Below are 25,388 nucleotides of genomic sequence, written 5' to 3'. Positions count from 1 at the left end.
CGCGGCCTGCTGACCACAGACCGCGAGGGAGGACGAGACCGGATGTCGACCATCCATGTCACCAAGCGCGATGGATCGCGCGAGCCGTACAACGCCGACCGCATCAACCGCGCCATCGAACGTGCCGCCGAGGGCCTGCCCGACGCGATGTCGATGACGATGCAGATCGCCTCGGAGCTGGAGATCACGCTCTTCGACGGCATCACGACCGAGCAGCTCGACGAAGCCGCCATCCAGGTGGCCGTGCAGAACGTGAAGGACCACCCGGACTTCGACGTGGTCGCCTCGCGGCTGCTGCTGAAGACGATCTACAAGAACGTACTCGGCGACTTCGAGACGCAGACCGAGCTCGCGCTGCTGCACCAGGCACGCTTTCCCGGCTACATCCGCGAGGCCGTCGAGGACGGGCTCTTCGACCCACGGCTCGCCTCGGCGTTCAACCTGGAAGAGCTGGCCGCAGCGCTGGACCATCATCTCGACGACGGGCTGCGCTACATCGGCATCATCACCCTCCGAAACCGTTATATGGCAACGGGTCCGGCGAAGCGGCCGCTGGAGGTGCCGGCGTACTTCTGGATGCGGGTCTCGATGGGCCTCTCGGTCAACGAGAAGGATCCGACCCAGGCGGCCATCCGCTTCTATCGGAAGATGTCCAGCCTCGACTACCTCGCCGCGGGCTCGACCCTGGTCAACGCGGGGACGATCACCCCGCAGCTGTCCAACTGCTTCGTCATGCAGATGGACGACGACATGGAGCACATCGCCAAGTCGATGCGCGACGTCATGTGGCTCACCAAAGGCACTGGTGGCATTGGCCTTTCGGTCACCAAGCTCCGCTCGGAGGGCTCGCCGATCCGGTCGAACAACACCAGCTCCACCGGGCCGATCCCGTTCATGCACACCGTCGACTCGATCCTGCGGGCCGTATCTCGCGGCGGCAAGAAGTTCGGCGCGCTCTGCTTCTACATGGAGAACTGGCACCTCGACTTCCCGCAGTTCCTCGACCTGCGTCAGAACGCCGGTGACCCCTATCGCCGCGCCCGCACCGCCAACACCGCCGTCTGGATCTCCGACGAGTTCATGAAGCGCGTCGAGGCCGACGCGGCCTGGTACCTCTTCGACCCTCTGGAGACACCCGACCTCGTCGAGCTGGTCGGGGACGAGTTCTCCGCACGGTACGCCGAGTACGTCGCGCTCGCCGAGGCAGGAAAGATGCAGGCGTTCAAGAAGATTCGCGCTCGTGAGCAGATGACCGCGATCCTCGTGTCACTGCAGACGACGTCGCACCCGTGGCTGACCTGGAAGGACTCGATCAACCTGCGGGCGCTCAACGACAACACCGGCACGATCCACCTGTCCAACTTGTGCACCGAGATCACGCTCCCTCAAGACCGCGACAACGTGGCGGTCTGCAACCTGGCTTCCATCAACTTCTCCCGCCACCTCGTCGACGGTGAGTGGGACTGGGATCGGCTCGCGGAGAGCGCGCGGCTCGCGGTCCGACAGCTCGACAACCTCATCGACATCACCCGCTCCTCGGTGCCCGAGTCGGAGTTCTCCAACGACCAGAACCGAGCGATCGGGCTCGGCGTCATGGGCTTCACCGAGGTATGCGAACGCCTCGGCATCTCCTACGAGAGCGAGGCGGCGTACGACCTCATCGACCAGCTGGTGGAGTTCGTGAGCTGGCACGCGATCGACGAGTCCGCTGACCTCGCCCAGGAGCGAGGGGCGTACCCGAACTTCGAGGGTTCAGGCTGGTCACGCGGGCTGGTGCCGTTCGACACCCTCGACGTCCAGGCCGCCCGTCGAGGTGTCGATGTCGACGTGGTCCGTACGTCGCGGCTCGACTGGGATGCCTTGCGCAGCAAGGTTGCTGGCGGCATGCGCAACGCCACGCTGATGGCGATCGCTCCCACCGCGTCCATCGGTCTGGTGGCCGGCACGACGCCCGGGCTCGACCCGCAGTTCTCGCAGCTGTTCAGTCGCGCGACGTCATCGGGCAAGTTCCTGGAGGTCAACCGCAACCTGGTCGCGGCGCTGCAGGAGCGCGGGCTCTGGGAGCGGGTGCGCGAGGACCTGCTGCGCTCGCAGGGTGACTTGTCGAACGTCGAGGACATCCCCGATGACCTGCGCGAGATCTATCGGACTTCCTTCCAGCTGGCGCCGGACGCGTACCTCGAAGTCGCGGCACGCGCGCAGAAGTGGATCGACCAGGCCATCAGCCGCAACATGTATCTCGAGACGCGCGACCTGGGCGAGATGACCCGGATCTACTCGGCCGCCTGGCGCAAGGGCGTCAAGACGACCTACTACCTGCACATGAAGCCGCGGCACACGGCCGAGCAGTCGACGGTGTCCGTCAACAAGGCGAAGTCGTCGGGACGCAGCGGCGGAGGCTTCGGCTTCGCCCGTCGTACGTCGGCTGTCGCCTCTCCCCCGCCAGCGCCTGCACCCGTCGCGCCGCCCGCTCCCGCGCCGGTCGCAGCCCCTCTCGTCCCCGTGCTCGAGGACGACGCCGAACCGCTCGTCTGCCCGACCGACCCCCAAGAGCTCCTGAACTGCGAGGCCTGCCAGTGACTACTCAGACGACTCAGACCCAGATCCTCGGCACCGGCATCTCAGAAGGATTGCTGCTCAAGCCGATTCGCTACGACTGGGCGTACGAGCTCTACAACCAGGCCGTCGCGAACACCTGGTTCCCGCATGAGGTTCAGCTCGGGGAGGACCTGAGCGACTTCCAGCGGATGACCGAGGAGGAGCGGCACGCCGTCACCTTCCTGATGAGCTACTTCAACCCCAACGAGCTGCTCGTCAACAAGGCCCTTGCCTTCGGCGTCTACCCCTACATCAACGCCCCCGAGGCGCACCTCTACCTCGCCAAGCAGATGTGGGAGGAGGCCAACCACTGCGTCGCCTTCGAGTACGTCCTGGAGACGTTCCCGATCGATCGCGACGAAGCGTACGCCGCGCACGTCGAGATCCCGTCGATGGCTGCCAAGGAGGAGTTCGAGGTCCGCTACATCCAGCGGATGTCGGAGCAGACGCTGGACATCACCACCACCGAGGGCAAGCAGGACTTCGTCCGAAACCTGGTGGCGTACAACGTAATTCTCGAGGGCATCTGGTTCTACAGCGGCTTCATGGTGGCGCTGTCGTTCCGTCAGCGGAACCTGCTGCGCAACTTCGGCGCGCTGATCGACTGGATCGTGCGGGACGAGTCGCTGCACCTGAAGTTCGGGATCAACCTGATCCTCACGGTCATGGAGGAGAACCCGGACCTGCAGACCGAAGAGTTCGCCGCCGAGATCCGCCAGATGATCCTGGACGGCGTCGAGATGGAGGAGCGCTACAACCACGACCTGCTCCCGAACGGCATCCTCGGCCTCAACGCGGACTACATCAACACCTATGTCCGATACCTCGCCGACCGACGACTGGAGGAGCTCGGCTTCGAGCCGCACTTCAACGTCAGCAACCCGGCCAAGTGGATGGCTACGGCCAATGACACGCTCCAGCTCGTCAACTTCTTCGAGGCGATCAACACGTCCTACGAGGTTGATGCCAAGGCTGGTTCGTAGCAATGGCAACAGTTCTCACGGCTCGACCGTCCGCGGAGGCCACCGCGGAGGCGACCGCGGACGGCCGGGCGACCGGCCGGCGTACGACCGCGCTCGCGCTCGGTCCCGCCTTCGTCGCTGCGGTGGCGTACGTCGACCCGGGCAACATCGCGACCAACACGGCCGCTGGCGCCGGACACGGTTTCCTGCTGCTGTGGGTCGTCGTTCTCGCGACGTTGATGGCCGGTCCGGTGCAGTACCTCTCGGCCAAGCTCGGCATCGTCTCGGGTGCGTCGCTGCCATCGTACGTCGGCCGCCGGCTCTCCCGTCGGAGTCGCCTGGCGTACTGGGCACAGGCCGAGATCGTCGCTGTGGCAACGGATGTCGCGGAAGTCATCGGAGCGGCGGTGGCCATGAACCTGCTCTTCGGCGTGCCCCTCGTGCTCGCCGGTCTGATTGCGGCTGTGGTCAGCATGGTGGTCCTCGCAGTACGGGACCGCCTGGGCGCCAAGGCTTTCGAGGCTCTCTGCGCCTTGTCGCTGCTGGGAATCGGCGTTGGTTTCGCGGTGGGTATCGTCCGCGAACCGGCCGGCCTGCGTGAGATCGGCGGCGGCCTCGTGCCTGGTCTCGCCGGCGTCGACACCGTCCTGCTCGCCGCAGGTATCGTCGGCGCGACGGTGATGCCGCACGCGGTCTATCTGCACTCCTCGCTGACGGCCGAGAACCGTTCTGCGACGGGCGATCTTGCGACTCGGTTGCGGTGGACGCGGATCGACGTGACCGTGGCGATGGTCGTCGCCGGAAGCATCAATGTCTCCATGCTGGTGCTCGGCGCGACAGCGCTCCGCGGTTCGGACGACGACTCCCTCGGTGGTGCGGCGGCCGGTCTGGCCGAACGGGTGGGCCATGGAGCGGGCACGGCCTTCCTCGTGGCGCTCCTGGTCAGCGGGCTGTCCTCCACCGCGGTCGGCACCCAGGCCGGGGCGTCGATCATGGCGGGCCTGCTGCGTCGCAAGGTGCCCACCGTCGTACGCCGATGCGTGACTCTCGTGCCGGCCCTGGGTCTCCTGGCGTCGGGTCAGGAGCCGCTCTCGGTCCTGGTGCTCTCGCAGGTCGTGCTGGCCCTCGGGCTGCCGTTCGCGCTGGTGCCGTTGGTCCGCGCGACCAGAGACGGGGCTGCGATGGGTGCCTGGCGCAACGGCCGCATCCTCAGTGCCGTGGTCACAACGATCACGGCTGCGGTCATCGCCCTCGACCTGTCCCTCGTCGCGCTCACGGTGGCCGGGCATGGCTGACGACCTGGCGCCCACGCCGTCGGACACCCGGCTGACGTTGGCGCACATCATGAGCGCGCATGACACCAACCTGATGGGCACCGTGCACGGCGGCAAGATCATGAAGCTCGTCGACGACGCAGCAGGCACGGTCGCGGCGCGCTACTCCGGTGGCCCGGCCGTCACGGCGTCGATGGACGAGATGCTGTTCCTCGCGCCGGTCCGCGTCGGGGACGTCGTCACGGTGAACGCGCAGGTCAACTGGGCGGGACGTACGTCCATGGAGGTCGGCGCTCGGGTGGAGACCACCCGCTGGGACGAGCTCAGCGCGCCCGTCCACGTGGCGACGGCGTACCTCGTGATGGTCGCGGTCAGCGACGACGGCACCCCGCGGTCCGTGCGCGACCTCCGACCCACCACCGATGAGGAGCAGCGCAGGTTTCGGGAGGCGACGATCCGGCGAGCCCACCGCCTCGCCCGCCGGCAGGCGATCCAGGACTCCCGGCGCACGCTGGCAGAGCCGGCGGAGCGTTAGCGGAGTAGCGACGTGTCTCGTGGAGAAGTACAACAAGGTTGTGGATATGTACAACCTCGTTGTACTTCTCCAAGCACCCCCTACCGACCCCGCTGGTTGAGCCGGCGGCTCAACCAGCGGGGTGGCGGCTCAACCAGCGTGGGTGCGGACCTGCTTGGCTGCGGCGACCAGGTTGTGCAGGGAGGCCTCGACCTCACTGTTGCCGCGGGTCTTCAGCCCACAGTCAGGATTGACCCAAAGGCGTTCTGCTGGAACGGCTTTCAGCGCGGCCTCCAACGAGGCCACCATCTCCTCGACGCTCGGCACCCGCGGCGAGTGGATGTCGTAGACACCCGGCCCGACGCCCAGGTCGAAGCCCACGTCGTTCAGGTCGTCGAGCACCTCCATGTGCGAACGCGCCGCCTCGATCGACGTGACGTCGGCGTCGAGGCCGGCGATTGCCTCGATGACCTCGCCGAACTCGGAGTAGCACAGGTGCGTGTGCACCTGCGTCTCGTCCGCCACACCTGAGGTCGCGAGGCGGAAGGCATCGACCGCCCACCCGAGGTACGCACGCTGCTCGGCAGCACGCAGCGGCAACAGCTCTCGCAGCGCGGGCTCGTCGACCTGGACGACGCGGACACCGGCCCGTTCGAGGTCGACCGTCTCGTCCCGGATCGCCAGCGCCACCTGATCGGCCGTATCACTCAACGGTTGGTCGTCACGAACGAACGACCACGCCAGGATCGTGACCGGTCCGGTGAGCATGCCCTTGACCAGCTTGTCGGTCCGCGACTGTGCGTAGCCGATCCAGTCCAGCGTCATCGCCCGAGGGCGGGTGACATCGCCGTACAGGATCGGTGGCCGCACACAGCGCGAGCCGTACGACTGAACCCAGCCGTTGGCGGTCGCCGCGAAGCCGTCGAGCTGCTCGGCGAAGTACTGGACCATGTCGTTGCGCTCCGGCTCACCGTGGACCAGGACATCCAGGCCGAGGCGTTCCTGCAGGTGCAGGACCTCGTCGATCTCGGCATGCATCTGCCGCACGTACGCGTCCTGATCGATGCGTCCCTTGCGCAGGTCCGCTCGTGCCGTACGAATGCGCGCGGTCTGCGGGAACGAGCCGATGGTCGTGGTCGGCAGCAGTGGCAGCCCGAGGTGCTCGGCCTGCAGCTCACGACGACGCGCGGCCGGAAGCCGTTGGCGGTCAATGTCTTTCAGACCCGCCAGTCGGTCGTGAACCTCCGCTCGGCGAAGGCGCGGGTCGTTCCTGCGCGCACCGAACGCCGCCCGCGTGAGCTCGAGCTCGGCTGGCTCGTGACCGGCGCTACCGTGCGCTGACGCAAGCGCGCAGACCTCCCGGACCTTCTCCGCGCCGAAGGCAAGCCACGACCGCAGCGACACATCCAAATCGCGCTCCGCGTCCAGCGAGTACGGGACGTGGAGCAGCGAGCAGGACGTGGACACCGCAACCGACGCAGCGACCCCTTCCAAAGAAGCGAGCGCGGCGAGCGCACGGTCCGGGTCGGTACGCCACACATTGCGCCCGTCGACGACACCGGCAACGACGTGCTTGCCCTTCAGCGCCGCAGCGTCCGGCTCCGAGCCGGCCACCAGATCCACCGCGATGCCCTCGACGGACGCGAGCGCCGAGGCCGCTTCACCGAGCCGCCCGAAGTACGTCGCGACCAGGATGGCCGGCCGGTTCTCGGCTGCCGACAAGGCGTCGTACGTCGATCGCACCAGCCCCAGCTCGTCCGGATTCAGGTCCGTGACCAGGGACGGCTCGTCGAGCTGGACCCACTCGGCACCGGCAGCGGCGAGCTGACCCAGCAGGTCGACGTACAGCGGAACGAGCTCGGCAACGCGCGCGATCAGCGGCTCGTCGGAGCCGACGGCCTTGGCCAGCTTGAGGAACGTCACCGGCCCAACAACAACCGGACGAGCAGCGACACCAAGGGTTTTCGCCTCCTGGAGCTCGGCGAGCAGCTTCTCGGGATGGAGGGAGAACGTCGTCGCCGGCGCGATCTCCGGGACGATGTAGTGGTAGTTGGTGTCGAACCACTTCGTCATCTCCAATGGCGCGAGCTCCTCGGTGCCACGGGCGGCAGCGAAGTACTGGTCGATCGGCTCGTCCACCGTGGCGTAGCGCTCGGGCAGAGCGCCGAGCATGACTGCGGTGTCGAGGATCTGGTCGTAATAGCTGAACGTGCCGACGGGAATCGAGTCGAGCCCGGCATCGGCGAGCTCGCGCAGCTGACGCTCACGCAACGCGCGAGCTTGCTCCGCAAGGTCGTCGGCGTCGATGCGGCCGGCCCAGTAGGACTCGACGGCCTTCTTCAGCTCACGCTTCGGCCCGATGCGCGGAAGCCCGAGAACGGTGGCGGTGAATGGTGTTGTCACGAGAGTGATCTCCCTGGTGCAGTGGGGACGGTCTCCACCCAACGGGCACAGCACCAGGACGACCCGCGCGACGAACACGCCGGCGAGTCGAAGAGGTCTGCGCCCTGTCCACGAGGCGGTGACCGCCGGATACGGCGTACCCGGCGCAACCGGCAGGTCTTCGGACTCGTGGGCGCGCGGCGGTTGCCGCACCTAATGGCCATCGCTTCCCAGGCGTACCCAGTGCTCGTGACGGCGTTCGTTCCCACTCACCGCTGCGGGACAGTCCCGGAGTCTCACCGGGTTCCCTCTCACCGCGGGCGACGCGTACGCCATCCGCGGCTCGACACCGTGCGTGGCCTTACGAGGGGCTCCTCATGACCACGCCGGCGAACCAGCTGCATCGTCGAGTCTAGGTCGGGTCGCCGACCGATTGACGCGATCGGCGCGGATCGAGGGGAACGACCATCGGTGTCCCGGTCGCCGGGTCGGGATGGATCAGACACTCGACGCCGAACGCTTCCTGCACCAGATCGCTGGTCAGCACCTGAGCCGGTGCGCCGTAGTCCAGCACCGCACCGTCGCGCATGGCGATCAGATGTGTGGCGTAGCGGGCCGCGTGGTTCAGGTCGTGCAGCACGGCGACGACCGTGTGGCCGGAGTGTTCGTTGAGGTCGCGGCACAGCTCGAGCACGTCGAGCTGGTGGGCGATGTCGAGGTAGGTCGTCGGCTCGTCCAGCATCAGGATCGGCGTCTGCTGGGCGAGCACCATGGCGAGCCAGACCCGTTGGCGCTGGCCCCCGGACAGCTCGTCGACGTGCCGATGTGCCAGGTCCTGCACCGTCGTACGGATCATCGCCTCCTGCACCGCGACCTCGTCCTCGCGGGTCCACTGGCGCAGCAGGCTCTGATGCGGGAACCGCCCGCGCCCGACCAGGTCGGCCACCGTGATGCCATCCGGGGCGATGGCCGTCTGCGGCAACAGGCCCAGTCGTCGGGCGACCTCTTTGGCTGGGTAGGAGTGAATGTCCTTGCCGTCCAGGACAACTGCGCCGGAGACCGGTCGCAGCAGGTTGCCAAGCGCCCTCAGCAGCGTTGACTTGCCACAGGCGTTGGGGCCGACGATGACGGTGAAGCTGCCGTCCGGGATCACCACATCGAGCTGCTCGCTGATGACGCGGTTGTCGTACGCCAGGGTCAGGCCCCGGCCGGACAGCCGGGCACTCCGAGGGTCAAGTTCGGTCATCAGCGACGAGCCTCTCTGATCAGCAGCCAGACGAAGTAGGTTCCCCCGAGACAGACCGTGATCGCACCGACCGGCAGCCCGCCGAGCAGGCGACTGCTGACCGTGTCGCTGACCAGGAGGAGCGCCGCACCCATCGCTCCTGAGGCTGCCACGGTCACACCGGGCGTACCCGTCACTCGACGCGCGAGCTGAGGTGCGCACAGGGACACGAAGCTGATCGGTCCAGCCGCTGCCGTTGCCGTCGCGGTGAGGAGGACCCCCACGACCAGCATTGCGATCCTGGTCCGGTCCGGACGCACGCCACGAGCGCGCGCCACATCGTCGCCCAGCTCGAGCAGGTGCATCGGCCGCGCCAGGAACACCATGACCACTGAGAGCCCGACCACCGCGAGCAGCACGGGGTCGACCTTCGACCAGCCGATATCGGTGAGCGTCCCCACGGTCCAGACGTTCGCGGTCATCGCCGCACCCGGGTCGGCCACCGAGACCAGCCACTGGTTCACGGACAGCAGCATGGCGCCGATCGCGATGCCCGTGAGGATCAGCCGGAAGCCTTGCACGCCTCGGCGGTAGGCGAGCACGTACACCGTTGCAGCAGAAGCGAATCCGCCGACGATGGCCGCCCCGGCGACCTGCGTGGAGGCGGAGCCGACGATCACGATCATGACGAGGGCGCCAGTGACCGCGCCGCTCTCGAAGCCGATGATGTCCGGACTGCCGAGCGGGTTGCGGGTCATCGACTGGAAGATGGCGCCGGACATGCCGAGCGCCGCGCCGATCACTACAGCGCCGAGGACTCGAGGCAGCCGCCACTGACTGACCACGACCTTGTCGAACGGCATGTCCGGAGAGCCGAGGAGTGCGTGCACCACACGTGCCGGGCCGAGGCTGTAGTCGCCTGTGCCGAGCGCGACAACGGCGACGAGAGCCACGATGGCGAGCAGCGCGAGAACGACTCCGAGCGTACGGACGGACACCCGGACGCCGAAGCCACCCACCCGGATCGCGAGGCTGCCGGGAATGCTGACGTCGACCTGAGAGGAGGCGCTCACAGCTCGCTCAGCCTTCCGCGACGAACGACCCAGACCAGCACGGGCGCGCCCAGGAGCGCCGTCACCAGGCCGACCTGCAGCTCGGCGGGCCGTACGACGAGACGACCCACGATGTCGGCGGTCACCAGGAGCAGCGGCGCGAGGACGACGGTATAGGCCAGGATCCAGCGCTGGTCCGGCCCGACAATGCGGCGCGCGATGTGCGGAATCATCAAGCCTACGAACGAGATCGGCCCGACAGCAGCCGTTGCCGCACCGCACAGCAAGGTGACTGCGATGACGGAGGCGGCTCGCGTCCGACGCACGCTGCCACCCAACGAACGCGCCATGTCATCGCCGAGTGCGACGGCGTTGAGCAGTCGTCCCAGCGACAGCGCGATCAGGGTGCCGACCACGACGAACGGCAGCAGCTGCCACACCATCGCGCCGTCAGCGCGAGTGAGCGAGCCGACGCGCCAGAAGCGAAAGCGCTCGAACGTCAACGGATCTCGCAGCAGAGTCACCTGCACGATGCCGTTGAGTACGGCGGTCACCGCGACACCCGCGAGCGCCAGGCGTACGGGTGACGCACCACCCCTCCCGGCCGTGCCGATGGCGTACACAGCCACGGACGCGACCGCAGCTCCAGCGAGCGCGAACCACACGAGCCCGAGCACACTGCCGATGCCGAAGAGCCAGGACGCGAGAACGACGCACAGCGTCGCGCCCGCGTTGACTCCGAGCAGACCAGGATCGGCCAGCGGGTTGCGCGTCACCGCTTGCATGATCGCGCCGGAGAGACCGAGGGCGATGCCGGCCAGGAGCCCGATCGCCGTCCGGGGCACCCGCAAGCGGCGTACGACGCTGTCGTCGCCGACGCTGTGCGCTGTCGTCAGCCCGTGCCAGACCTCGTCCAGCCCGAGCACGCGCGAGCCGATGACGAGCGACAGCGCTACGACCGCCACGAGGACGAGGACCAGCAGAGCGAGCAGCCGGCCACGTCGAGCGACTACCCCGTGGGACTGCTCCAGCTGACCCGGGACTGTCGCTGGCTCGACGGCCGTGGGGGCACTACGAATTCTGAGCCTTCTTCAAGGTCGCCTGGGTCCGGGCGATGGCCCACTTCAGAGCGTTGGGACCAGGGGTGTTGACGGAGAACGCGAGCGGCGGGTCGGACCACACGAACGTGCCCTTCTTGACCGACGGCAACGTCTTGAACCGCGGGTCGGCCTCGACCTTCTTCGGGTCTCCGCCGTAGTTCCAGACGTAGACGACGTCGGCGTTCATCTGGTCGAGGTTCTCGAGCGAGAAGACGTCGCGCGCACGCATGGAGTTGTCCTGCTTGTTGCCGGGCTTCATGCCGTAGCCCTCCAACCAGCTGCCATTGCCGGGCGAGAAGGAGGACGACGAGCCGTCGAAACGCAGCCACTGGTAGGTCTTGCCGGCGAGGTTCACACCCGTCGCGGCGTACGCCTTCTTCACGTCGGCGAGCACACCGGGCACCTTGGCGGTCGTTCCCGTCGCCGTCGCGAGCTGCCGTACGCGCGCGTCCCAGTTGTCGTTCGGAGTGAGGTCGCCGACGACGGGCGCGATCGTGGACAGCTGCTTGTACGCCTCGGGCTTGATCGACATCGCACCAGAGAGGATGAGGTCCGGCTGCAGCGCCGCGATCTTCTCGACGTTCGGGGAGAAGTCCTTGTTCATGAGGCTCGCGTCGTACTTGCCCGTGTACTTCCCGACCAGCCACGGCTCCGGCTTGCCCGGCTGCAGCTGACCGGGCGTGGCCATGACGACCGGGGCGCCGACCGACTGCGCGACATCGAGCGACGGGTCGTCGAGCGTGACGATCTTCGTCGGACGGCTCTTGATGGTGACGTCGCCGTGCGATGTCTTGACGGTCGCGGGGAACGCTCCGCCCGCGGCGCCTCCGCCGGACGTGGCCGGCGGCTGGCTGCCGGGCTCGGAGGCGTCTGACTCGCTTCCACACGCGCTCAACGAGACGGCGACGAGAGCAGCCGCGCTCAGCGCAGTGATCGTACGAAGGTGGGCCATGGCGTGGTCTCCCTGGGCATGCTCTAGATAAGGGTCGCCTTACCTTACGTGATGGCCCTCCAGGCGTCAGGCGAGTCCTGGCGTCAGGTGAGTCCTCCCGACACCTGTGCGTTGCGCAGTGGACCATCCGGCATCCCGGCCAGGACGCCCGCCTGATCGGCCTCCGGCTTGTCGCGGCTGACCTTGGCCTTCGCCTCGACCGTGGTCACCTGCATCTCGAGCCCGACGATCGCCTTGAGCCGCGTGCGCACGAACTTCTCCGGCGCATCGGTCACGGCCCACGGCGAATCACGTTGACCTTCATGGTGATTCGTCAACTCAGTGACAGCATCCAGCACCCAGTCCGGGTCATCATGGACGGTCAGCGAGCCACGCAGCTGCACCTCCGTGTAGTTCCAGGTCGGCACCACGCGCCCGTGCTCGGCCTTCGACGCGTACCAGCTCGGGGTGATGTAGCCGTCGGGTCCACGCACGATCGCCAATGCCGAGCCACCCGACACGATGCGTGACCAGTGCTCGTTGGCCCGGGCGATGTGCGCGATCAAGCGGTCGCCCTCCCACAGGACCGGCAGGGTCGTGGAGTCCGGGACCCCGTCGGCCCCGACGGTCACGAGGCTGGCGACCGACGTACGCCGGACGAACTCCTCGATCTGCGCGCGGTCGTCAACGTCGGCGTGGGCAGGCAGGTACATACGGTCGACGCTAACCGACCCCGCAGTCGACGCCCGGCGCCACAAAGCGCTCGAACCTGCTGCCAGAACTAGGTCTGAGTCCAGCCGTCCGCCGGGGTGACCGGACGCTCGGGGCTCGGCGGTCGTACGGGCCGGCCTTCGTACTGCGTCGACATCACGATGTGCGTGCGGATGTCGCCGTGCTGGCCGAGCCGCTCGAAGAGTCCCTCAAGATGCGCCAGTGACGAGGCGCGCGCCTTGAGCAGGGTGCAGTGATCGCCCGACAGCTTGTGCACCTCGACGAGCTCGGGATATTCGTCCGCCCGCGCGGTCCGCAGCAGGCAGTCACCGAGTCGACAGCGCAGCTGCACGTACGCCACCAGCGGCTGCCCAGCGCGACTCGCGTTGATCTGGGCGGAGTAGCCCGTGATCACGCCGGACTCCTCAAGGCGACGCACCCGCTCAGCCACCGCGGGCGCCGACAGGTGCACCCGACGCGCCAGCGCGTTGTAGGACAGGCGCCCGTCGGCCTGCAGCTCTTCGAGGATCAGCCAGTCCGTCTCGTCCAGATTGACCGGTTGCAAGGTGGTCATGCGATTCAACCTACGACTTGCAAAGCCAGACGTCGAGAACGCCGTGACTTGGCCATTCAGCGGCACCCCCGACTTTCCTAGCGTTATGGGCATGACCTTGGACATCGCCCCGACCCGCGAGCTGACGCTCGAACGACCCGCCAACACGGCCACCCGTCGTACGGTCCACGCCCTCTTGGCCGCGGGCGTCGCCGGCGGTCTGGCCCAGTCCCTGTCCGGCACCGCCGGCTCACTCCTGGCCCGCGAGATCGGCGACTCCGATCGCGTCGCCGGCCTCCCCCAGACCTTCCTCGTCGCGGGTGCGGCGGTCTCGGCACTCGTGCTCGGCCGGCTCGTCGCTCGCGTGGGCCGGCTGACCGCGCTCATGCTCGCGGCCGCGACAGCCGGGGCCGGCGCGGCCCTCGCGATCCTCGCCGCGCTGATGTCCGATCTCACGCTGCTGTTCGCCGGGTCGGCCCTCATGGGCGCGGGCAACACCGCGGTCATGCTCGGCCGGTACGCCGCCGCCGACCTCGGTCCTGCCGCTCACCGCGCGCGGGCCATGGGTCTGGCGATGGCGGCCACCACGGTCGGCGCCGTCGCCGGCCCGAACCTGCTGGAGCCGACCGCCTCGGCCTCAGCGTGGCTCGGCGCACCCGCGCTGGCCGGTCCGATGGTGCTGGCGATGATGTTCTTCCTCATCGGCGCAACCATCCTGTCGCGCGCACCGCGGCAGCCGCGCTCGGTGACGACCGTGTCGTTGACGAACGCGGCCGAGCCGCTGCAGCTGACCGCGATCGCCGGGCTCGCCATCCTGGCCGTCACCAACCTGGTGATGGTCGGCGTGATGACCATGGCGCCCGTACACATGCACCACCACGGAGCCAGCCTGACCGCGATGGGTCTCGCGGTGAGCATGCACATCGCGGGGATGTTCGCGCCGTCACCGGTCACCGGCTGGCTCACGGATCGCTTCGGCCCAGCGGTCGTCGCGGCCGGTGGCGGAATCGTACTGGTCACCGCTGGCTTGGTCGCCGCTTACGGCAACGGCTCCACGGTCGTCCTGACGCTCGCTCTCCTGCTGCTCGGCGTCGGCTGGAACATCGGTCTCGTCTCCGGCAGCGTGCTCCTCACGGAAGGTGTCCCGGAGCAGCACCGCGCGGGCCGCGAGAGCTGGGGCGAGGTCGCGATGGGCGTCGCCGCGGTCATCGGGTCAGCCGGCGCCGGCCTGATCGTGGCGGCCTCGGACTACACCGCGCTGGCGGTCATCGGTGCGGCCTTCGCGGCGGTCGTGCTGCCGGCCGCCTGGCTCGCTGGTCAGCGGGGAGCGCTGGAGGACGCGACCTCGGCGGGGTAGTCGGCGTAGAACTCGACGTAGCCGTCGCCGGGCCCGCGAAGCACAAGCACCTGGTCGGACCCGCCGTCGTACGCCTCGTTGCGCAGCTCGACCTTGCGGCTCTTGAACGTCGAGGTGTGCTCCAAGGAGTCGACGACTCGGATGAACAGCGGGACGGCGTAGGTCGGGAGCGCGTCGTACAGCTTGCCCGCGACGGCAGCACCCTCGAGCGAGGACGTACCGTCCTCGAGCACGACGGCGGCCATGCCTGCGCGGCCGTCGGTGCCGGGGACCTCGACCCCGTAGACGGTGCAGTCGGCGATGCCCGGCACGCGACCGAGTGCGGCCTCGACCTCAGTGGTGGCGACGTTCTCGCCCTTCCACCGGAAGGTGTCACCGAGCCGGTCGACGAAGGCCACGTGCTGGAAGCCCTGATGACGCACCAGGTCACCGGTGTTGAACCAGACGTCACCCTTCTTGAAGCCGTCACGCAGCAGCTTCTTCTCGGTGGCCGCGGGGTCGGTGTAGCCGTCGAACGGCGAGCGGTCGCTGACCTTGGCGAGCAGCAGTCCGGTCTCGCCGGTCTTGACCTTGACCAGCCGGCCACGGTCGTCGCGGTGGGCCTCGCCGGTCTCCAGGTCGTACTGGACGACCTTGTAGGGAAGGGGGCAGGTGCCCGCCGTTTCGTCCACGCCGTACGCGTTGATGAAGGCGATGTTGCACTCGCTGGCGCCGTAGAACTCGGCGATGCGCTGAATGCCGAACCGCGACTGGAAGTCGTGCCAGATGTCGGGCCGCAGACCGTTGCCGACGATGACGCGCACCTGGTGCTGCTTGTCGACGGGCTTGGCGGGCTGCGCCAGCAGGTAGCGGCACAGCTCACCGATGTAGACGAAGGCCGTGGCGTCGTGCTTGATGGCCTCGTCCCAGAACCGCGAGGCGGAGAACTTGCGGCCGATCGCCATGGACGCCTTGCCGGACAGCACCGAGCTGAGCGCGATCGTCACGGCGTTGTTGTGATAGAGCGGCAGGCAGCAATAGAGCGTGTCACTCGGGCGCAGGCGTACGCCGAGGCCGCCGACTCCGGAGTAGGACTTCAGCCACCGGAAGTGGCTCATGATGCTGGCCTTCGGCATGCCGGTGGTGCCCGAGGTGAAGATGTAGAACGCCTTCTCCTTGGCCGTGATCTGCGCGGTCACCGGAGGGTTGGTGTCAACCGCGCCGACCGCCTGCGCCTGCAGCTGGCTGAAGGGGAGCACGTTCTGCTCCGAGCCCGCAGTGCCCGCGCTGGTCAGGCCGTCCTGGCAGTCGTCGGCGATGGTGAGCACGCGCGCGTCGAGCACGCCCAGGCTGTGGGCGAGGACCTCACCGCGCTGGTTGTAGTTGAGCAGACCGGCGATCGCACCGAGCTTGACCGCGGCGAGGATGACGAGCATCGTCTCGAGGTCGTTGTGGGCCATGATGCCGACGACCTCGCCGCGCTGAACGCCCTGGTCCTGCAGCACGCTCGCATAGCGGTTGACCGTCGCGTTGGCCTCGCCATAGCTGACGACCCGGTCCTCGAACTTCAGGAACGGATGGTCGGGCTGCTTGGCAGCGACCTTCTGGAAGATGTGGCCCACCGACTCCTTGTCGGTCGGGCGGCGCAAGAGCAGCCCGGGGCCTTCCTTCAGCACGAGACCCAGGTCGGGCGCCAGTCTGATCAGGCCCTTACCGAGATCGAGCAGGCCCACGCGCTGTCGCGTCGTTGCACCTGCCGGACGTGCTGCGCTTTCGGTCCGCGGCGCGGACTCCGCCGAGCCCGATTCGTCGCCCATTCGCACACTCATGAGTGCTCCCTTCGCAAGTCCCGCAGCACGTTACCTACCTCACAGTAACCTGCGGGGGTTTGTCCCGCGCCGACTCTCACATGGCGGTCGTCGGAGGTCGGTGACACCGGCGTCGGGACCGGCATACGTCGCTCGCGGCCGGGACTGTCTACGCTGGGAAGGTAAACCTTAGAAGGAGGGCGCTCCATGGGCTCGGGACACAGCCACAGCCACGGGACCGGCGGTCACGCGGGCGGCCAGCATCGATGGCGGATGGCATTGGCCTTCGTCATCATCGGCGGCTTCTTCGTCGTCGAGCTGGCGGCGGCGCTGGCGTCCGGGTCCCTCGCGCTGCTGTCCGATGCCGGGCACATGGCAGCTGACGTCGTCACCCTCGGCGCGGCGCTCGTCGCGACCCGGGTCGCCACTCGCCGCGACAGCACCGGGCGTCGCACGTACGGCTCCTACCGCGCCGAGGTCTTCGCCTCCGCCCTGGCCGTGCTGATGATGGTCGGCGTCGCGATCTACGTCGGGTTCGAGGCTGTCCTCCGCTGGGGCGACGACGCCGAGCCCGCGTCCACCACGATGCTGGTCGTCGGTGCGCTGGGTCTCGCGGCCAACATCGCAGCCATGGCGCTGCTGCGCGGCGGCGCCGGTGACAGCCTCAACGTCAAGGGCGCCTACCTCGAGGTGATGGCCGACGCGATCGGCTCGGTCGGTGTGATCCTGGCCGGCATCCTGATCGCTGCTACCGGCGCTCAGGTGTGGGATTCGTTGGTAGCACTGGCGATTGCCGCCTTTGTCCTGGCCCGAGCGCTGTTCTTGTGGCGCGAGGTCTGGGCGGTCCTCGGCCAGCACGCGCCCGCTGGCATCGACCCCGAAGAGGTTGCCGCCACGCTCCAGGAGGTGGCCGGTGTCGGGCAGGTGCACGACCTGCACCTGTGGGCGCTCACCTCCGGCATGAACGTCGCGACCGCCCACCTCGTGACCGTCGACGAGTCGGACACGCATGGTGTGCTCGACCGGGCGAGTGCGGTGCTACGCGAGCAGTACGGCATCGAGCACGCCACCCTGCAGGTCGAGCCGGCCGCCCATACGACCTGCCAGTCACTGAGCTGGTGACGCCGCCTCGCGCGGCGCGGGCTCGCGTACGGCAGGCAGGCACACCAGCGCAACGGTGACCGCTCCGCCGACCGCGAGCAACGCGTGCAGCACGCCGACGTGCGCGCCGAGGAAGCCGAGCAACGGCGGCCCCGCGATGAACGAGGTGTAGCCGATCGTGGTGACGACCGACATGCGCGCGTGCGCTCGACTCGGATCGTCCGAGGCCGCGCTCATCCCGACCGGGAATCCCAGGGCGACGCCGACTCCCCAGACCGCGGCACCGACGTAGGCCAGAGCCGGCGGACCGAAGACCACGAGCAGGCTTCCCGCGAAGGCGGCCGTGAGCATGACGCGCAGCACCGGCACCCGGCCGTGACGGTCCAGCAGGATCGTGCCGAGCATCCGACCGGCCGTCATGGCGGTCAGGAAGACCGCGAAGGCGAGTACGCCGGCCCAGCTCGGCAGGTCGTGGCCCTCGACGAACGCGACGGACAGCCAGTCGTTGGCCGTGCCCTCGGTGAAGGCCGCGACGAGCGTGACCACGCCGATCAGCAACGTGCGGGGCTCGAGCCAGGCGCTGCGGGTGCGCTCGGTCGACTCGACCTCGTCGTGCGGCTCGGCGTCACCGCGGGCGACGAGCCGGAAGCCGCGCGCCGTGATGACCATGGCGACGACGATGAGCGCCAGCATCACCGGGAGGTGTACGCCGACGGGCACGTTCGCGGCCGCCGCACCAGCGCCGATGAGCGCTGAGATGACGGTGCCGCCGCTGAAGGCCGCGTGGAAGCGCGGCATGATCGCCCGCCCGAGCAGCTGCTCGACATGTGCGCCCTCGAGGTTCATGGCGACGTCCCAGACGCCGATCGCGAGTCCGGCGAGGAACATGCCGACGGCGGCCAGCACGGGTGAGTCGGCGAGCGTGACCGCGAGACCGGCACCGCCGATCCCGACCAGAGCCAGCGACGACCCGAGCAGGACCGCCCGACGGATGCCGATCCGCGCGGCCACGCGACCGGATGTCGGCAGTCCGAGCACCGCACCCATCGACATCGCGAGCAGCAGGAAGCCCAGGCCGCGAGTGTCCAGGCCGAGGTCGGACTTCACGTCGGGGATCCGCGAGGCCCAGGTCGCGAAGGCCGCACCGTTGAGCGCGAAGGCGGCGTAGACCGCGCGCGAGGTGATGACCACGTCCTGCGCGGCAGGCGTGGCCGGCGTCGCGTGACGGTCGGTGGACGTCGGCACAGTGCTCCCCAGTATCCGTCGAGCGGGCTTGACCCGGCGCTCCCAGGCCCCCATCGAATCGTTTCGATGAATCGATTCGATTCTGCGCTTCCGGCGCGTGGGCCGTCAAGCCGAAATCGGAGGGAACCATCTGGCCGCGGCGTGCTTCAGAGAGCACGGACAGCCCGTCACACCCGCCTGCCACAGAGGGGAACCATCCGTGCACTCCAAGAACCTGACCCGAGGCGTCCTGGCCCTGACGGCATGCGGATCGATGGCTCTCGCCTCGACCCCGAGCCTCCCCGCCCAGGCCGATGAGGCACCGAGTGGCACCACGCACGTGACCCGGGTCGGCAGCTACAACGTGCTCGGCTCCCACGACACCGACCCCGGCGGCGCGAACGCCGCGATGCCGACCGGCCGCGCCCGGATGACCGCGTCGCTGCAGCACTTCGAGAAGCAGCTCGTCTCCGTCGTCGCACTTCAGGAGCTGGAGAACCCGCAGGCGAGCGCCATCCGCGCGGACGGGGACTGGGGCCTCTTCCGTGCAACGCCCAACGAGGCGGTCAAGACCGGTGCCGGCGGCAACGCCGTGATGTGGCGCAAGAAGACCTGGTCCCTCACCAAGACTGCCGAGCTGACCATCCCCTACGCCGGCCACGACCTGCACCTGCCCGTCGTCACTCTCAAGAACCGGGCCAACGGCAAGCTCGTCACCGTCGTGAGTGTCCAGAACCCGGCTGACGTGGCCGGCCGCAACAGCAAGGCAGATCGGCTCAAGATCCGAGGCCTGGAGCGCGCCCGGCTCAAGATGCTCAAGAAGGCCGGCACTCGCACGTTGGTCGTGATGGGCGACTTCAACGAGAACAAGCCCGTCCGCTGCGGCCTCACTGCAAGCGGGATCATGCGTGACGCGAGTGGCTACAAACACCGCAACGACGGTACGTGCCCCACACCTGGCGACCAGGGCACGGACTGGATCTTCGGGTCGGGACACGCGAGTTTCACTCAATGGCAACAGGATTCGCTGTCCAAGGCGCAGCGCTGGTCCGACCACCCGATGGTCTACGCCAAGATGCGCTACTGACCCCACCGACCACCCGCTGGTCGAGCTGGGCGGGCTCAACCAGCGGGTCTGGATAATCGGGGGATGAGTCTTCCCATCGGGCCGGTCGGCCTCTGGACGACGGCGCTCGATGCCGTACCCGCCGCCGAGGCCACCGATCTGGTCGCCGAGATTGACGAACAGGGCTGGGGCTCCTTGTGGTTCGGCGAGGCGTACGGCCGTGAGGCGTTCACCGCGGCGATGCTCTACCTCGGCGCGTCCAAGCACCTCACGATCGGCACGGGTATCGCCAGCATCTACGGACGTGACGCGATGGCGGCAGCCGGTGCGGCGCGTACGGTCAACGCCCTCCACCCGGACCGCTTCGTGCTCGGCCTCGGGGTGTCGCACGCGCCACTGGTCGAGCGGATGCGCGGCCATGAGTACGGGCGGCCGGTCGCCGCGATGCGCGCCTATCTCGATGCGCTCGACATCGCACCAACTCTCGTAGAGGCCGAAAAGGCTCTGCCACCAATGGTTCTCGCTGCCCTGGGACCCAGGATGCTGGAGCTGTCACGCGATCGCACTCAGGGAGCACACCCGTACCTCGTGATGCCGGAGCACACTGCCGGCGCCCGGGAGATCCTGGGCGGCGGCAAGGACGGCCCCGCGCTCGTCGTCGAGCAGGCGACGGTCGTCGATCCGGCCGCAGACCATGACGTCGAGGTCTGGCGGACCCGGGCGCACGACCATCTGAACGTCTACACCGGACTCCCGAACTACCGGACCTCCTGGCTGCGCCAGGGATTCACCGAGAGCGACCTCATGCGCGGCGGCAGCGAGCACCTGGCCGAGTCGATGGTGACCCGCGGGCTGGAGGCGACGCGTACGCGCGTCCAGGAGCACCTCGACGCAGGCGCCTCCGCCGTCGTGCTCCAGGTCCTCGGCCCGGACCTCACCGTGCCGCCTCGTGCGGACTGGGCTCGGCTGGCCGAGGCTCTCCTCTGACGAACGAGCCTGCGATCGGTCAGGAATCGAGAAGCGCCCACCCACGACGCGCTCCTAGCGTGAGCGGCATGACATCCATCGCCGCCATCACCCTTGACGTTCCCGACGCCACTGCCGCAGAGGCGTTCTACTCCGGCCTCGGCGTCGGCCCCCAGGTGCGCGTACGCGCCGCCTCGGACTCCCCGACCGCCGGCTTCCGCGGGTTCACCATGTCGCTCGTGGTGCCCCAGCCGAGCACCGTTGACCACTTCGTCGGAGCCGCGCTCGACGGTGGCGCGACGCTGCTGAAGCCCGTCACCAAGAGCTTCTGGGGCTACGGCGGCTCGGTGCAGGCGCCCGACGGCACGATCTGGAAGGTCGCGACCTCTTCGAAGAAGAACACCGATCCGAGCCGCACCGACTTCGACGATCTCGTGCTGCTGCTCGGCGTCGCCGACGTCAAGGCGAGCAAGAAGTTCTACGTCGAGCGCGGTCTGACCGTGGACAAGAGCTACGGCAGCAAGTACGTCCAGTTCGAGGGCGCTCCGAACCAGGTCAAGCTCGCGCTCTACGGACGCAAGGCGCTCGCGAAGGACGCCGGCGTCGCGCCGGAAGGCTCCGGGTCGCACCGCTTCTCCGTCGGCAGCGACGCCGAATCCTTCACGGACCCGGACGGATTCGCGTGGGAGAGCGTCGCGGGTTGAGGCCGTGTGGCTAGCGCCGACCCCGCTTGCGTGCTGGTCCGCTGCGTCGCCCGGACGACCGACCGCGGACCAGCACGTAGGCGGAAGGGTGCAGTCCACCGGTCTCGAACTCGATCTCCTTGATGACCCGCAAGCCGGCCGTACGCTGCACGGACTCCACGAAGAGCCGCTTGTCCTCGGTCAGCAGCACCGCGCGACCCTTGGCCGTCAGGACGCGGCTCAGCTCGCGCAGGAACAACGGATAGAGCTCCACGTTGCCGCGGTGCGAACCCACCCGCTTGCCGAACGGGATGTTGGACACGACCCGGTCGACGCTGTCCGCGGCGAACGGCAGCCGGCCGGCGTTGCCACGCACCAGGTTCCAGGTCGCGAGGGGCGCGAGGGGCGCGAGGTTCTGCCGAGCGGCGACCATCGCCTCGCGGTGCAGGTCAAGGCCGACGAGCCGTACGTCGGAGGTTGCCTGGGCGGCGGACAGCAAGTTGGTGGCGGCCCCGCAGAACGGGTCCAGCACGAGCTGCCCGGGCTCGGCCTTGAGTAGCCTGGCCAGCACCGCAGAGATCACCGGCGTAGTCGACGCCGGGATCCGCGCCAGCCGCCCGAAACGGGCGGTCTGGTAGAGCGGCCCCACCTCGAGAGCGACGCTGTCGTCGTACGCCCGGACGTTCAGCACCCAGTCGGTCGGCGCGTTGATCCACCCGAGGTCATCGACCAGCGCCTCCCGCACCGGCCATCTCCGCTCGCCGAGGTCCTCCGCGACACGGAAGCCGGGCGTACGGCCGTCCTCGAGGAGTCCGATCACACCCTGTGAGCGACTGCGATCGACGAGGCCACGGAGCCTGGAAGGGTCGAGGGCGGCGAGGTCCGTGCCCAGCCAGACCGCGCAACCGGAGTAGTAACGGATGGCGGCGAGGGGCTCCAGCGGACCTTTGTAGTGCACGAGGAGCGCGCCCGAAAAGCGATGCAGCACAGTGCAACTCGCCGCACCCGAGGAGTTCAGGTCCGCGATCTCCGCGACGAGGTAGTCGAGGGCGCCGGGCACCGACTCGAGCAGCAGCTCGTCATCGATCTCCCGCTGCAGGTCGAGCGGCTCCGGTGTCACGAGCGCCTCCTCGAGGTCTGCGCCGGCCCAGTGCCGTCGTCCCAATCGCCGACCCATTCTTAGCAGCAGGTCGCTGGGGCGCGACCGCGCGGCCCCGGTGTCGGTGAATCGATTCGATAACCTGGCCAGGTGCTCGCCGACCAAGGGCCTCCAAGCCGTACGCCGCGCGCCGCCTCCCGGGTGACCCTGCGTGACGTGGCCGCGCGAGCCGGCGTCGCGATGTCGACGGCGTCCCTGGTCTACAGCGGCAAGAAGCCCGTGGCCGCGGCCACTGCCGACAAGGTGCGCGCAGCGGCCGACGAGCTCGGCTACCACGGTCCCGACCCCGTCGCTTCTTCGCTGCGCCACGGGCGGTCCGGCGTCATCGGGGCTGTCGTGCCGTCTCGGCTGATCTATGCCTTCCGTGATCCGTACGCCGTGCTGATGTTCGACGGACTGGCTCAGGTCCTGGGCGAGCTCGGCTCCGGTCTACTGCTCATCCCCCACTCACCCGAGGACGACACCGCCGCGCCCGGCGCCAACCTCGCCGTCGATGCCGTGGTCTTCATGCTGTGCAGCCTTGAGGAGCACCCGCTCGTCCCCGAGCTCGCGGCCCGCGGCATCCCGATGGTGGCCACGGGCTCCCCGGTCGACCCAGGAGTCACCCAGCTGCGCGTCGACGACCGTGGCGCCACCGCCGGTCTCGCTCAGCATCTGCGCGACCTCGGCCATGAGCACGTCGCGCACGTCCTGATGCCCCTCGGCGCCAGCAGCAGCACCCGGCCGACCACGCGCGCGGAGGTCGAGGCATCGACGTTCCCCATCACCCGCGAGCGCGCGCTCGGCGCGATGTCCGTGCTGGGCGACCTGCCAATGGTGGTGACTGCCGCGGCCGACATCGAGCAGGGCCGACTCGCGGCCGACCTACTCCTGCAAGCTAATCCGCGCCCAACCGCCATCATCGCGCAGAGCGATCTGCTCGCGGTCGGCGTGATCCGAGCGGCTCAGGCGCGTGGCCTCCGCGTGCCCGAGGACCTGTCGGTGACCGGTTTCGACGGCGTCGAGCTCCCCTGGCTCAGCCACCACCTCACGACGGTCGACCAGCATCCGGTCGACAAGGGGAGACTCGCGGGAGATGTCGTACGACGGTTGCTCGCCGGTGAGGTCGTCGAGGACATGATGCTTCCGGCCGACATCCGTATCGGTGACACCACAGCACCACCACCCACCCCCGCTCGTTGAGCCCCATCCGCTAGGCGCGCCGAGTCGACCAGCGGGATGGCCGGCTCAACCGGCGAGATGTCGGACGTATCTCCTCTCTGGGGGCATGGGGCTCGTGCAGAAGCACAACCTCGTTGTACATATCCACAACAACGTTGTACTTCTTCACACATCGACACCCACTCCGCCGCGACGCCATGGGCCGAGTCCGAATCCGCCGGTTGAGCCGGCGAGCCGCTAGGCGAGCCGAGTCGAAACCGGGTGACCACGAACGGCTGAATCTCCTTTTGCCGCACCGGGTTTCGACTCGGGCTTCGCTAGCGCTTCGCCCGGCTCAACCAGCGGGGAGGGCCGGCTCAACCAGCGGGGAGGGCCGGTTCAACCAACGAGAGGGTGGATGCCTCGATGGCTTCGGGGGACAGCACGTGCTCGATGGCCATCGCGGCCGCCCCGAGGACGCCGGCCCGCTCGCCGGCGACCGAGGGCACGATCCGCAGGTGCTGAGTGGCCAGTGGGAGCGACCGCTGGTAGACGATCTCGCGGATGCCCGCGATCAGCTGCTCGTCGGCCACCGCGAGCGAGCCACCGATGACGACCACGGACGGGTTGATGAGGTTGACGAGCGTCGCGACGACCTCGCCGAGATCACGCCCGGCCTGACGAACAACCTGCACGGCGTTCAGGTCGCCGGCGCGGACGAGCTGCGCGACGTCGTGCGCGGTCTCGGCATCGACGCCCGAGGATCGCAGCGACGCGGCCAGCGCCGGCCCAGCGGCGACGGCCTCCAGGCACCCGCGGTTGCCGCACCGACAGACGACGTCATCGGACCCCGCGACGTGCACGTGGCCGAGGTCGCCGGCCGTGCCTTGCGCGCCGCGCTGCAGTCGACCACCGGAGATGATGCCGGCGCCGATGCCGGTGCTCACCTTGATGAAGACCAGATCGGCTTCGGACGGCAGGTGCTGGTGTCGCTCCCCCAGCGCCATGATGTTGACGTCGTTGTCGATCAGCACCGGCACGTCGATCTCCCGACGCAGGTGGCCGACGACGTCGTGGCGGTCCCAGCCCGGCATGATCGGTGGGTTGATCGGCCGACCGGTCGAGTGCTCGACCGGACCGGGCAGGCCCATGCCGATCGCGGCCAGCTCACTCATCGACCGGTGGTGCGTCCCGACCAGATCTCGCACCGCCTGCGTCACCCACGCCAGCACCGGGTCCGGACCGTCGGCGATGTCGAGGTCGGCGCGGACCTCGCCCAGCACCTGCCCCGACAGGTCGCTCAGCGCGGCCACCGCGTGCGTCGCTCCGAGGTCGACTCCGACGACGACATGCGCCCCCGGGTTGAAGGCGATGAGCGCGGGCGGACGGCCGCCCGTGGAGCGGCCACCGCCGTACGGCGCGACCAGACCGAGCCGCATCAGCGCGTCGATCCGGCTGGCGATCGTGGAGCGCGCGAGGCCCGAGACCTCCGCCAGATCGGCGCGGGTACGCGGTTGTCCGTCCCGGAGGAGGTCGAACACATCGCTGGTGCGCATGCCGGAAGTGAACCACCGGAGGACTTATGTCGTCCAGCCATGCACTT

21 protein-coding genes and 1 riboswitch are annotated in these 25,388 nt (G+C 68.6%); of the genes, 10 read left to right on the top strand and 11 right to left on the bottom strand.

All coding sequences use genetic code 11. The annotated features are described in order from the left end of the window. Positions 1–42: 42 nt before the first annotated feature. From VV02_RS04420 to VV02_RS04405, 4 genes are read left to right on the top strand one after another with little or no spacing between them, the layout of a single operon-like run. The gene (locus VV02_RS04420; protein WP_052590158.1) at positions 43–2,580 is read left to right on the top strand and encodes a ribonucleoside-diphosphate reductase subunit alpha; all 2,538 of its coding nucleotides are present in this window, start codon (positions 43–45) and stop codon (positions 2,578–2,580) included. After that, positions 2,577–3,581, top strand: coding sequence for a ribonucleotide-diphosphate reductase subunit beta (locus VV02_RS04415; protein WP_052590157.1), 1,005 nt, complete (start codon positions 2,577–2,579; stop codon positions 3,579–3,581). The genes VV02_RS04420 and VV02_RS04415 overlap by 4 nt, the downstream gene beginning before the upstream one ends. Before the next feature lie 2 nt (positions 3,582–3,583). Beyond that, positions 3,584–4,855 carry an Nramp family divalent metal transporter gene (locus tag VV02_RS04410; RefSeq protein WP_083449902.1) on the top strand — a complete coding sequence of 424 codons (1,272 nt, stop codon included), beginning with the start codon at positions 3,584–3,586 and terminating at the stop codon, positions 4,853–4,855. Beyond that, positions 4,848–5,369 carry an acyl-CoA thioesterase gene (locus VV02_RS04405; protein WP_052590156.1) on the top strand — a complete coding sequence of 174 codons (522 nt, stop codon included), beginning with the start codon at positions 4,848–4,850 and terminating at the stop codon, positions 5,367–5,369. The genes VV02_RS04410 and VV02_RS04405 overlap by 8 nt, the downstream gene beginning before the upstream one ends. 129 nt (positions 5,370–5,498) lie before the next feature. On the opposite strand, the gene metE is transcribed toward VV02_RS04405, so the two are convergent. From metE to VV02_RS04370, 7 genes are all read right to left on the bottom strand, one after another. Beyond that, positions 5,499–7,751 (bottom strand): 5-methyltetrahydropteroyltriglutamate--homocysteine S-methyltransferase, encoded by a 2,253-nt coding sequence (metE, locus tag VV02_RS04400; RefSeq protein WP_052596540.1) that lies wholly within the window; start codon positions 7,749–7,751, stop codon positions 5,499–5,501. Between the two features lie 134 nt (positions 7,752–7,885). Continuing rightward, positions 7,886–8,082, bottom strand: a riboswitch (cobalamin riboswitch). A 60-nt stretch (positions 8,083–8,142) separates the two neighbouring features. After that, positions 8,143–8,976: an ABC transporter ATP-binding protein gene (locus tag VV02_RS04395; RefSeq protein WP_052590155.1), complete on the bottom strand. Its 834-nt coding sequence runs from the start codon at positions 8,974–8,976 to the stop codon at positions 8,143–8,145. Then, positions 8,976–10,028 carry a FecCD family ABC transporter permease gene (locus tag VV02_RS04390; RefSeq protein ID WP_083449901.1) on the bottom strand — a complete coding sequence of 351 codons (1,053 nt, stop codon included), beginning with the start codon at positions 10,026–10,028 and terminating at the stop codon, positions 8,976–8,978. Before VV02_RS04390 ends, VV02_RS04395 begins: the two co-directional genes overlap by 1 nt. Next, positions 10,025–10,972 (bottom strand): FecCD family ABC transporter permease, encoded by a 948-nt coding sequence (locus VV02_RS04385; RefSeq protein ID WP_245632994.1) that lies wholly within the window; start codon positions 10,970–10,972, stop codon positions 10,025–10,027. The genes VV02_RS04390 and VV02_RS04385 overlap by 4 nt, the downstream gene beginning before the upstream one ends. 106 nt (positions 10,973–11,078) lie before the next feature. Beyond that, on the bottom strand, positions 11,079–12,059 hold the full coding sequence (locus VV02_RS04380; protein ID WP_052590151.1) for an ABC transporter substrate-binding protein: 981 nt from the start codon (positions 12,057–12,059) through the stop codon (positions 11,079–11,081). Between the two features lie 83 nt (positions 12,060–12,142). Further along, positions 12,143–12,751: an FMN-binding negative transcriptional regulator gene (locus VV02_RS04375; protein ID WP_052590149.1), complete on the bottom strand. Its 609-nt coding sequence runs from the start codon at positions 12,749–12,751 to the stop codon at positions 12,143–12,145. Positions 12,752–12,819: 68 nt separating this feature from the next. Continuing rightward, on the bottom strand, positions 12,820–13,323 hold the full coding sequence (locus tag VV02_RS04370) for an Lrp/AsnC family transcriptional regulator (protein ID WP_052590147.1): 504 nt from the start codon (positions 13,321–13,323) through the stop codon (positions 12,820–12,822). A 91-nt stretch (positions 13,324–13,414) separates the two neighbouring features. Here VV02_RS04370 and VV02_RS04365 point away from each other — a divergent pair, with 91 nt between their 5' ends. Continuing rightward, the gene (locus VV02_RS04365; protein ID WP_169787637.1) at positions 13,415–14,659 is read left to right on the top strand and encodes an MFS transporter; all 1,245 of its coding nucleotides are present in this window, start codon (positions 13,415–13,417) and stop codon (positions 14,657–14,659) included. Here the strand turns inward: VV02_RS04365 and VV02_RS04360 are convergent. Then, entirely contained in the window at positions 14,620–16,467 is a 1,848-nt protein-coding gene (locus VV02_RS04360; protein WP_083449898.1) for a long-chain-acyl-CoA synthetase, read from the bottom strand. The two genes, VV02_RS04365 and VV02_RS04360, sit on opposite strands and share 40 nt — an antisense overlap. Positions 16,468–16,653: 186 nt before the next feature. Between VV02_RS04360 and VV02_RS04355 the strand changes: the two genes are divergently transcribed. Then, positions 16,654–17,568: a cation diffusion facilitator family transporter gene (locus tag VV02_RS04355; protein ID WP_052590144.1), complete on the top strand. Its 915-nt coding sequence runs from the start codon at positions 16,654–16,656 to the stop codon at positions 17,566–17,568. Here VV02_RS04355 and VV02_RS04350 read toward each other — a convergent pair. Continuing rightward, entirely contained in the window at positions 17,554–18,792 is a 1,239-nt protein-coding gene (locus VV02_RS04350; RefSeq protein WP_245632993.1) for an MFS transporter, read from the bottom strand. The two genes, VV02_RS04355 and VV02_RS04350, sit on opposite strands and share 15 nt — an antisense overlap. A 199-nt stretch (positions 18,793–18,991) precedes the next feature. On the opposite strand from VV02_RS04350, the gene VV02_RS04345 reads away from it, so the two are divergent. The 3 genes from VV02_RS04345 to VV02_RS04335 all read left to right on the top strand — a co-directional run bounded on the left by VV02_RS04345 (position 18,992) and on the right by VV02_RS04335 (position 21,507). After that, complete coding sequence (locus VV02_RS04345; RefSeq protein WP_052590142.1) at positions 18,992–19,858, top strand: endonuclease/exonuclease/phosphatase family protein; 867 nt, start codon at positions 18,992–18,994, stop codon at positions 19,856–19,858. A 63-nt stretch (positions 19,859–19,921) separates the two neighbouring features. Continuing rightward, positions 19,922–20,824 (top strand): TIGR03620 family F420-dependent LLM class oxidoreductase, encoded by a 903-nt coding sequence (locus VV02_RS04340; protein ID WP_052590141.1) that lies wholly within the window; start codon positions 19,922–19,924, stop codon positions 20,822–20,824. A 68-nt stretch (positions 20,825–20,892) separates the two neighbouring features. Further along, on the top strand, positions 20,893–21,507 hold the full coding sequence (locus VV02_RS04335; RefSeq protein WP_052590140.1) for a VOC family protein: 615 nt from the start codon (positions 20,893–20,895) through the stop codon (positions 21,505–21,507). 10 nt (positions 21,508–21,517) lie between these two features. Here VV02_RS04335 and VV02_RS04330 read toward each other — a convergent pair whose 3' ends face one another. Beyond that, a complete protein-coding gene (locus VV02_RS04330; RefSeq protein ID WP_218917344.1) occupies positions 21,518–22,606 on the bottom strand; it encodes a TRM11 family SAM-dependent methyltransferase in 1,089 nt (362 codons plus the stop codon). A gap of 129 nt (positions 22,607–22,735) precedes the next feature. Between VV02_RS04330 and VV02_RS04325 the strand changes: the two genes are divergently transcribed. After that, positions 22,736–23,827, top strand: a complete 1,092-nt coding sequence (locus VV02_RS04325; protein ID WP_157063268.1) for a LacI family DNA-binding transcriptional regulator — start codon at positions 22,736–22,738, stop codon at positions 23,825–23,827. Positions 23,828–24,162: 335 nt separating this feature from the next. Here VV02_RS04325 and VV02_RS04320 read toward each other — a convergent pair whose 3' ends face one another. Beyond that, positions 24,163–25,341, bottom strand: coding sequence for an ROK family transcriptional regulator (locus VV02_RS04320; RefSeq protein WP_052590136.1), 1,179 nt, complete (start codon positions 25,339–25,341; stop codon positions 24,163–24,165). Between the last annotated feature and the right edge of the window lie 47 nt (positions 25,342–25,388).

Source organism: Luteipulveratus mongoliensis (assembly GCF_001190945.1).
Classification (GTDB): Bacteria; Actinomycetota; Actinomycetes; order Actinomycetales; family Dermatophilaceae; genus Luteipulveratus; species Luteipulveratus mongoliensis.
This window is presented reverse-complemented; position numbering and strand designations above follow the sequence as displayed.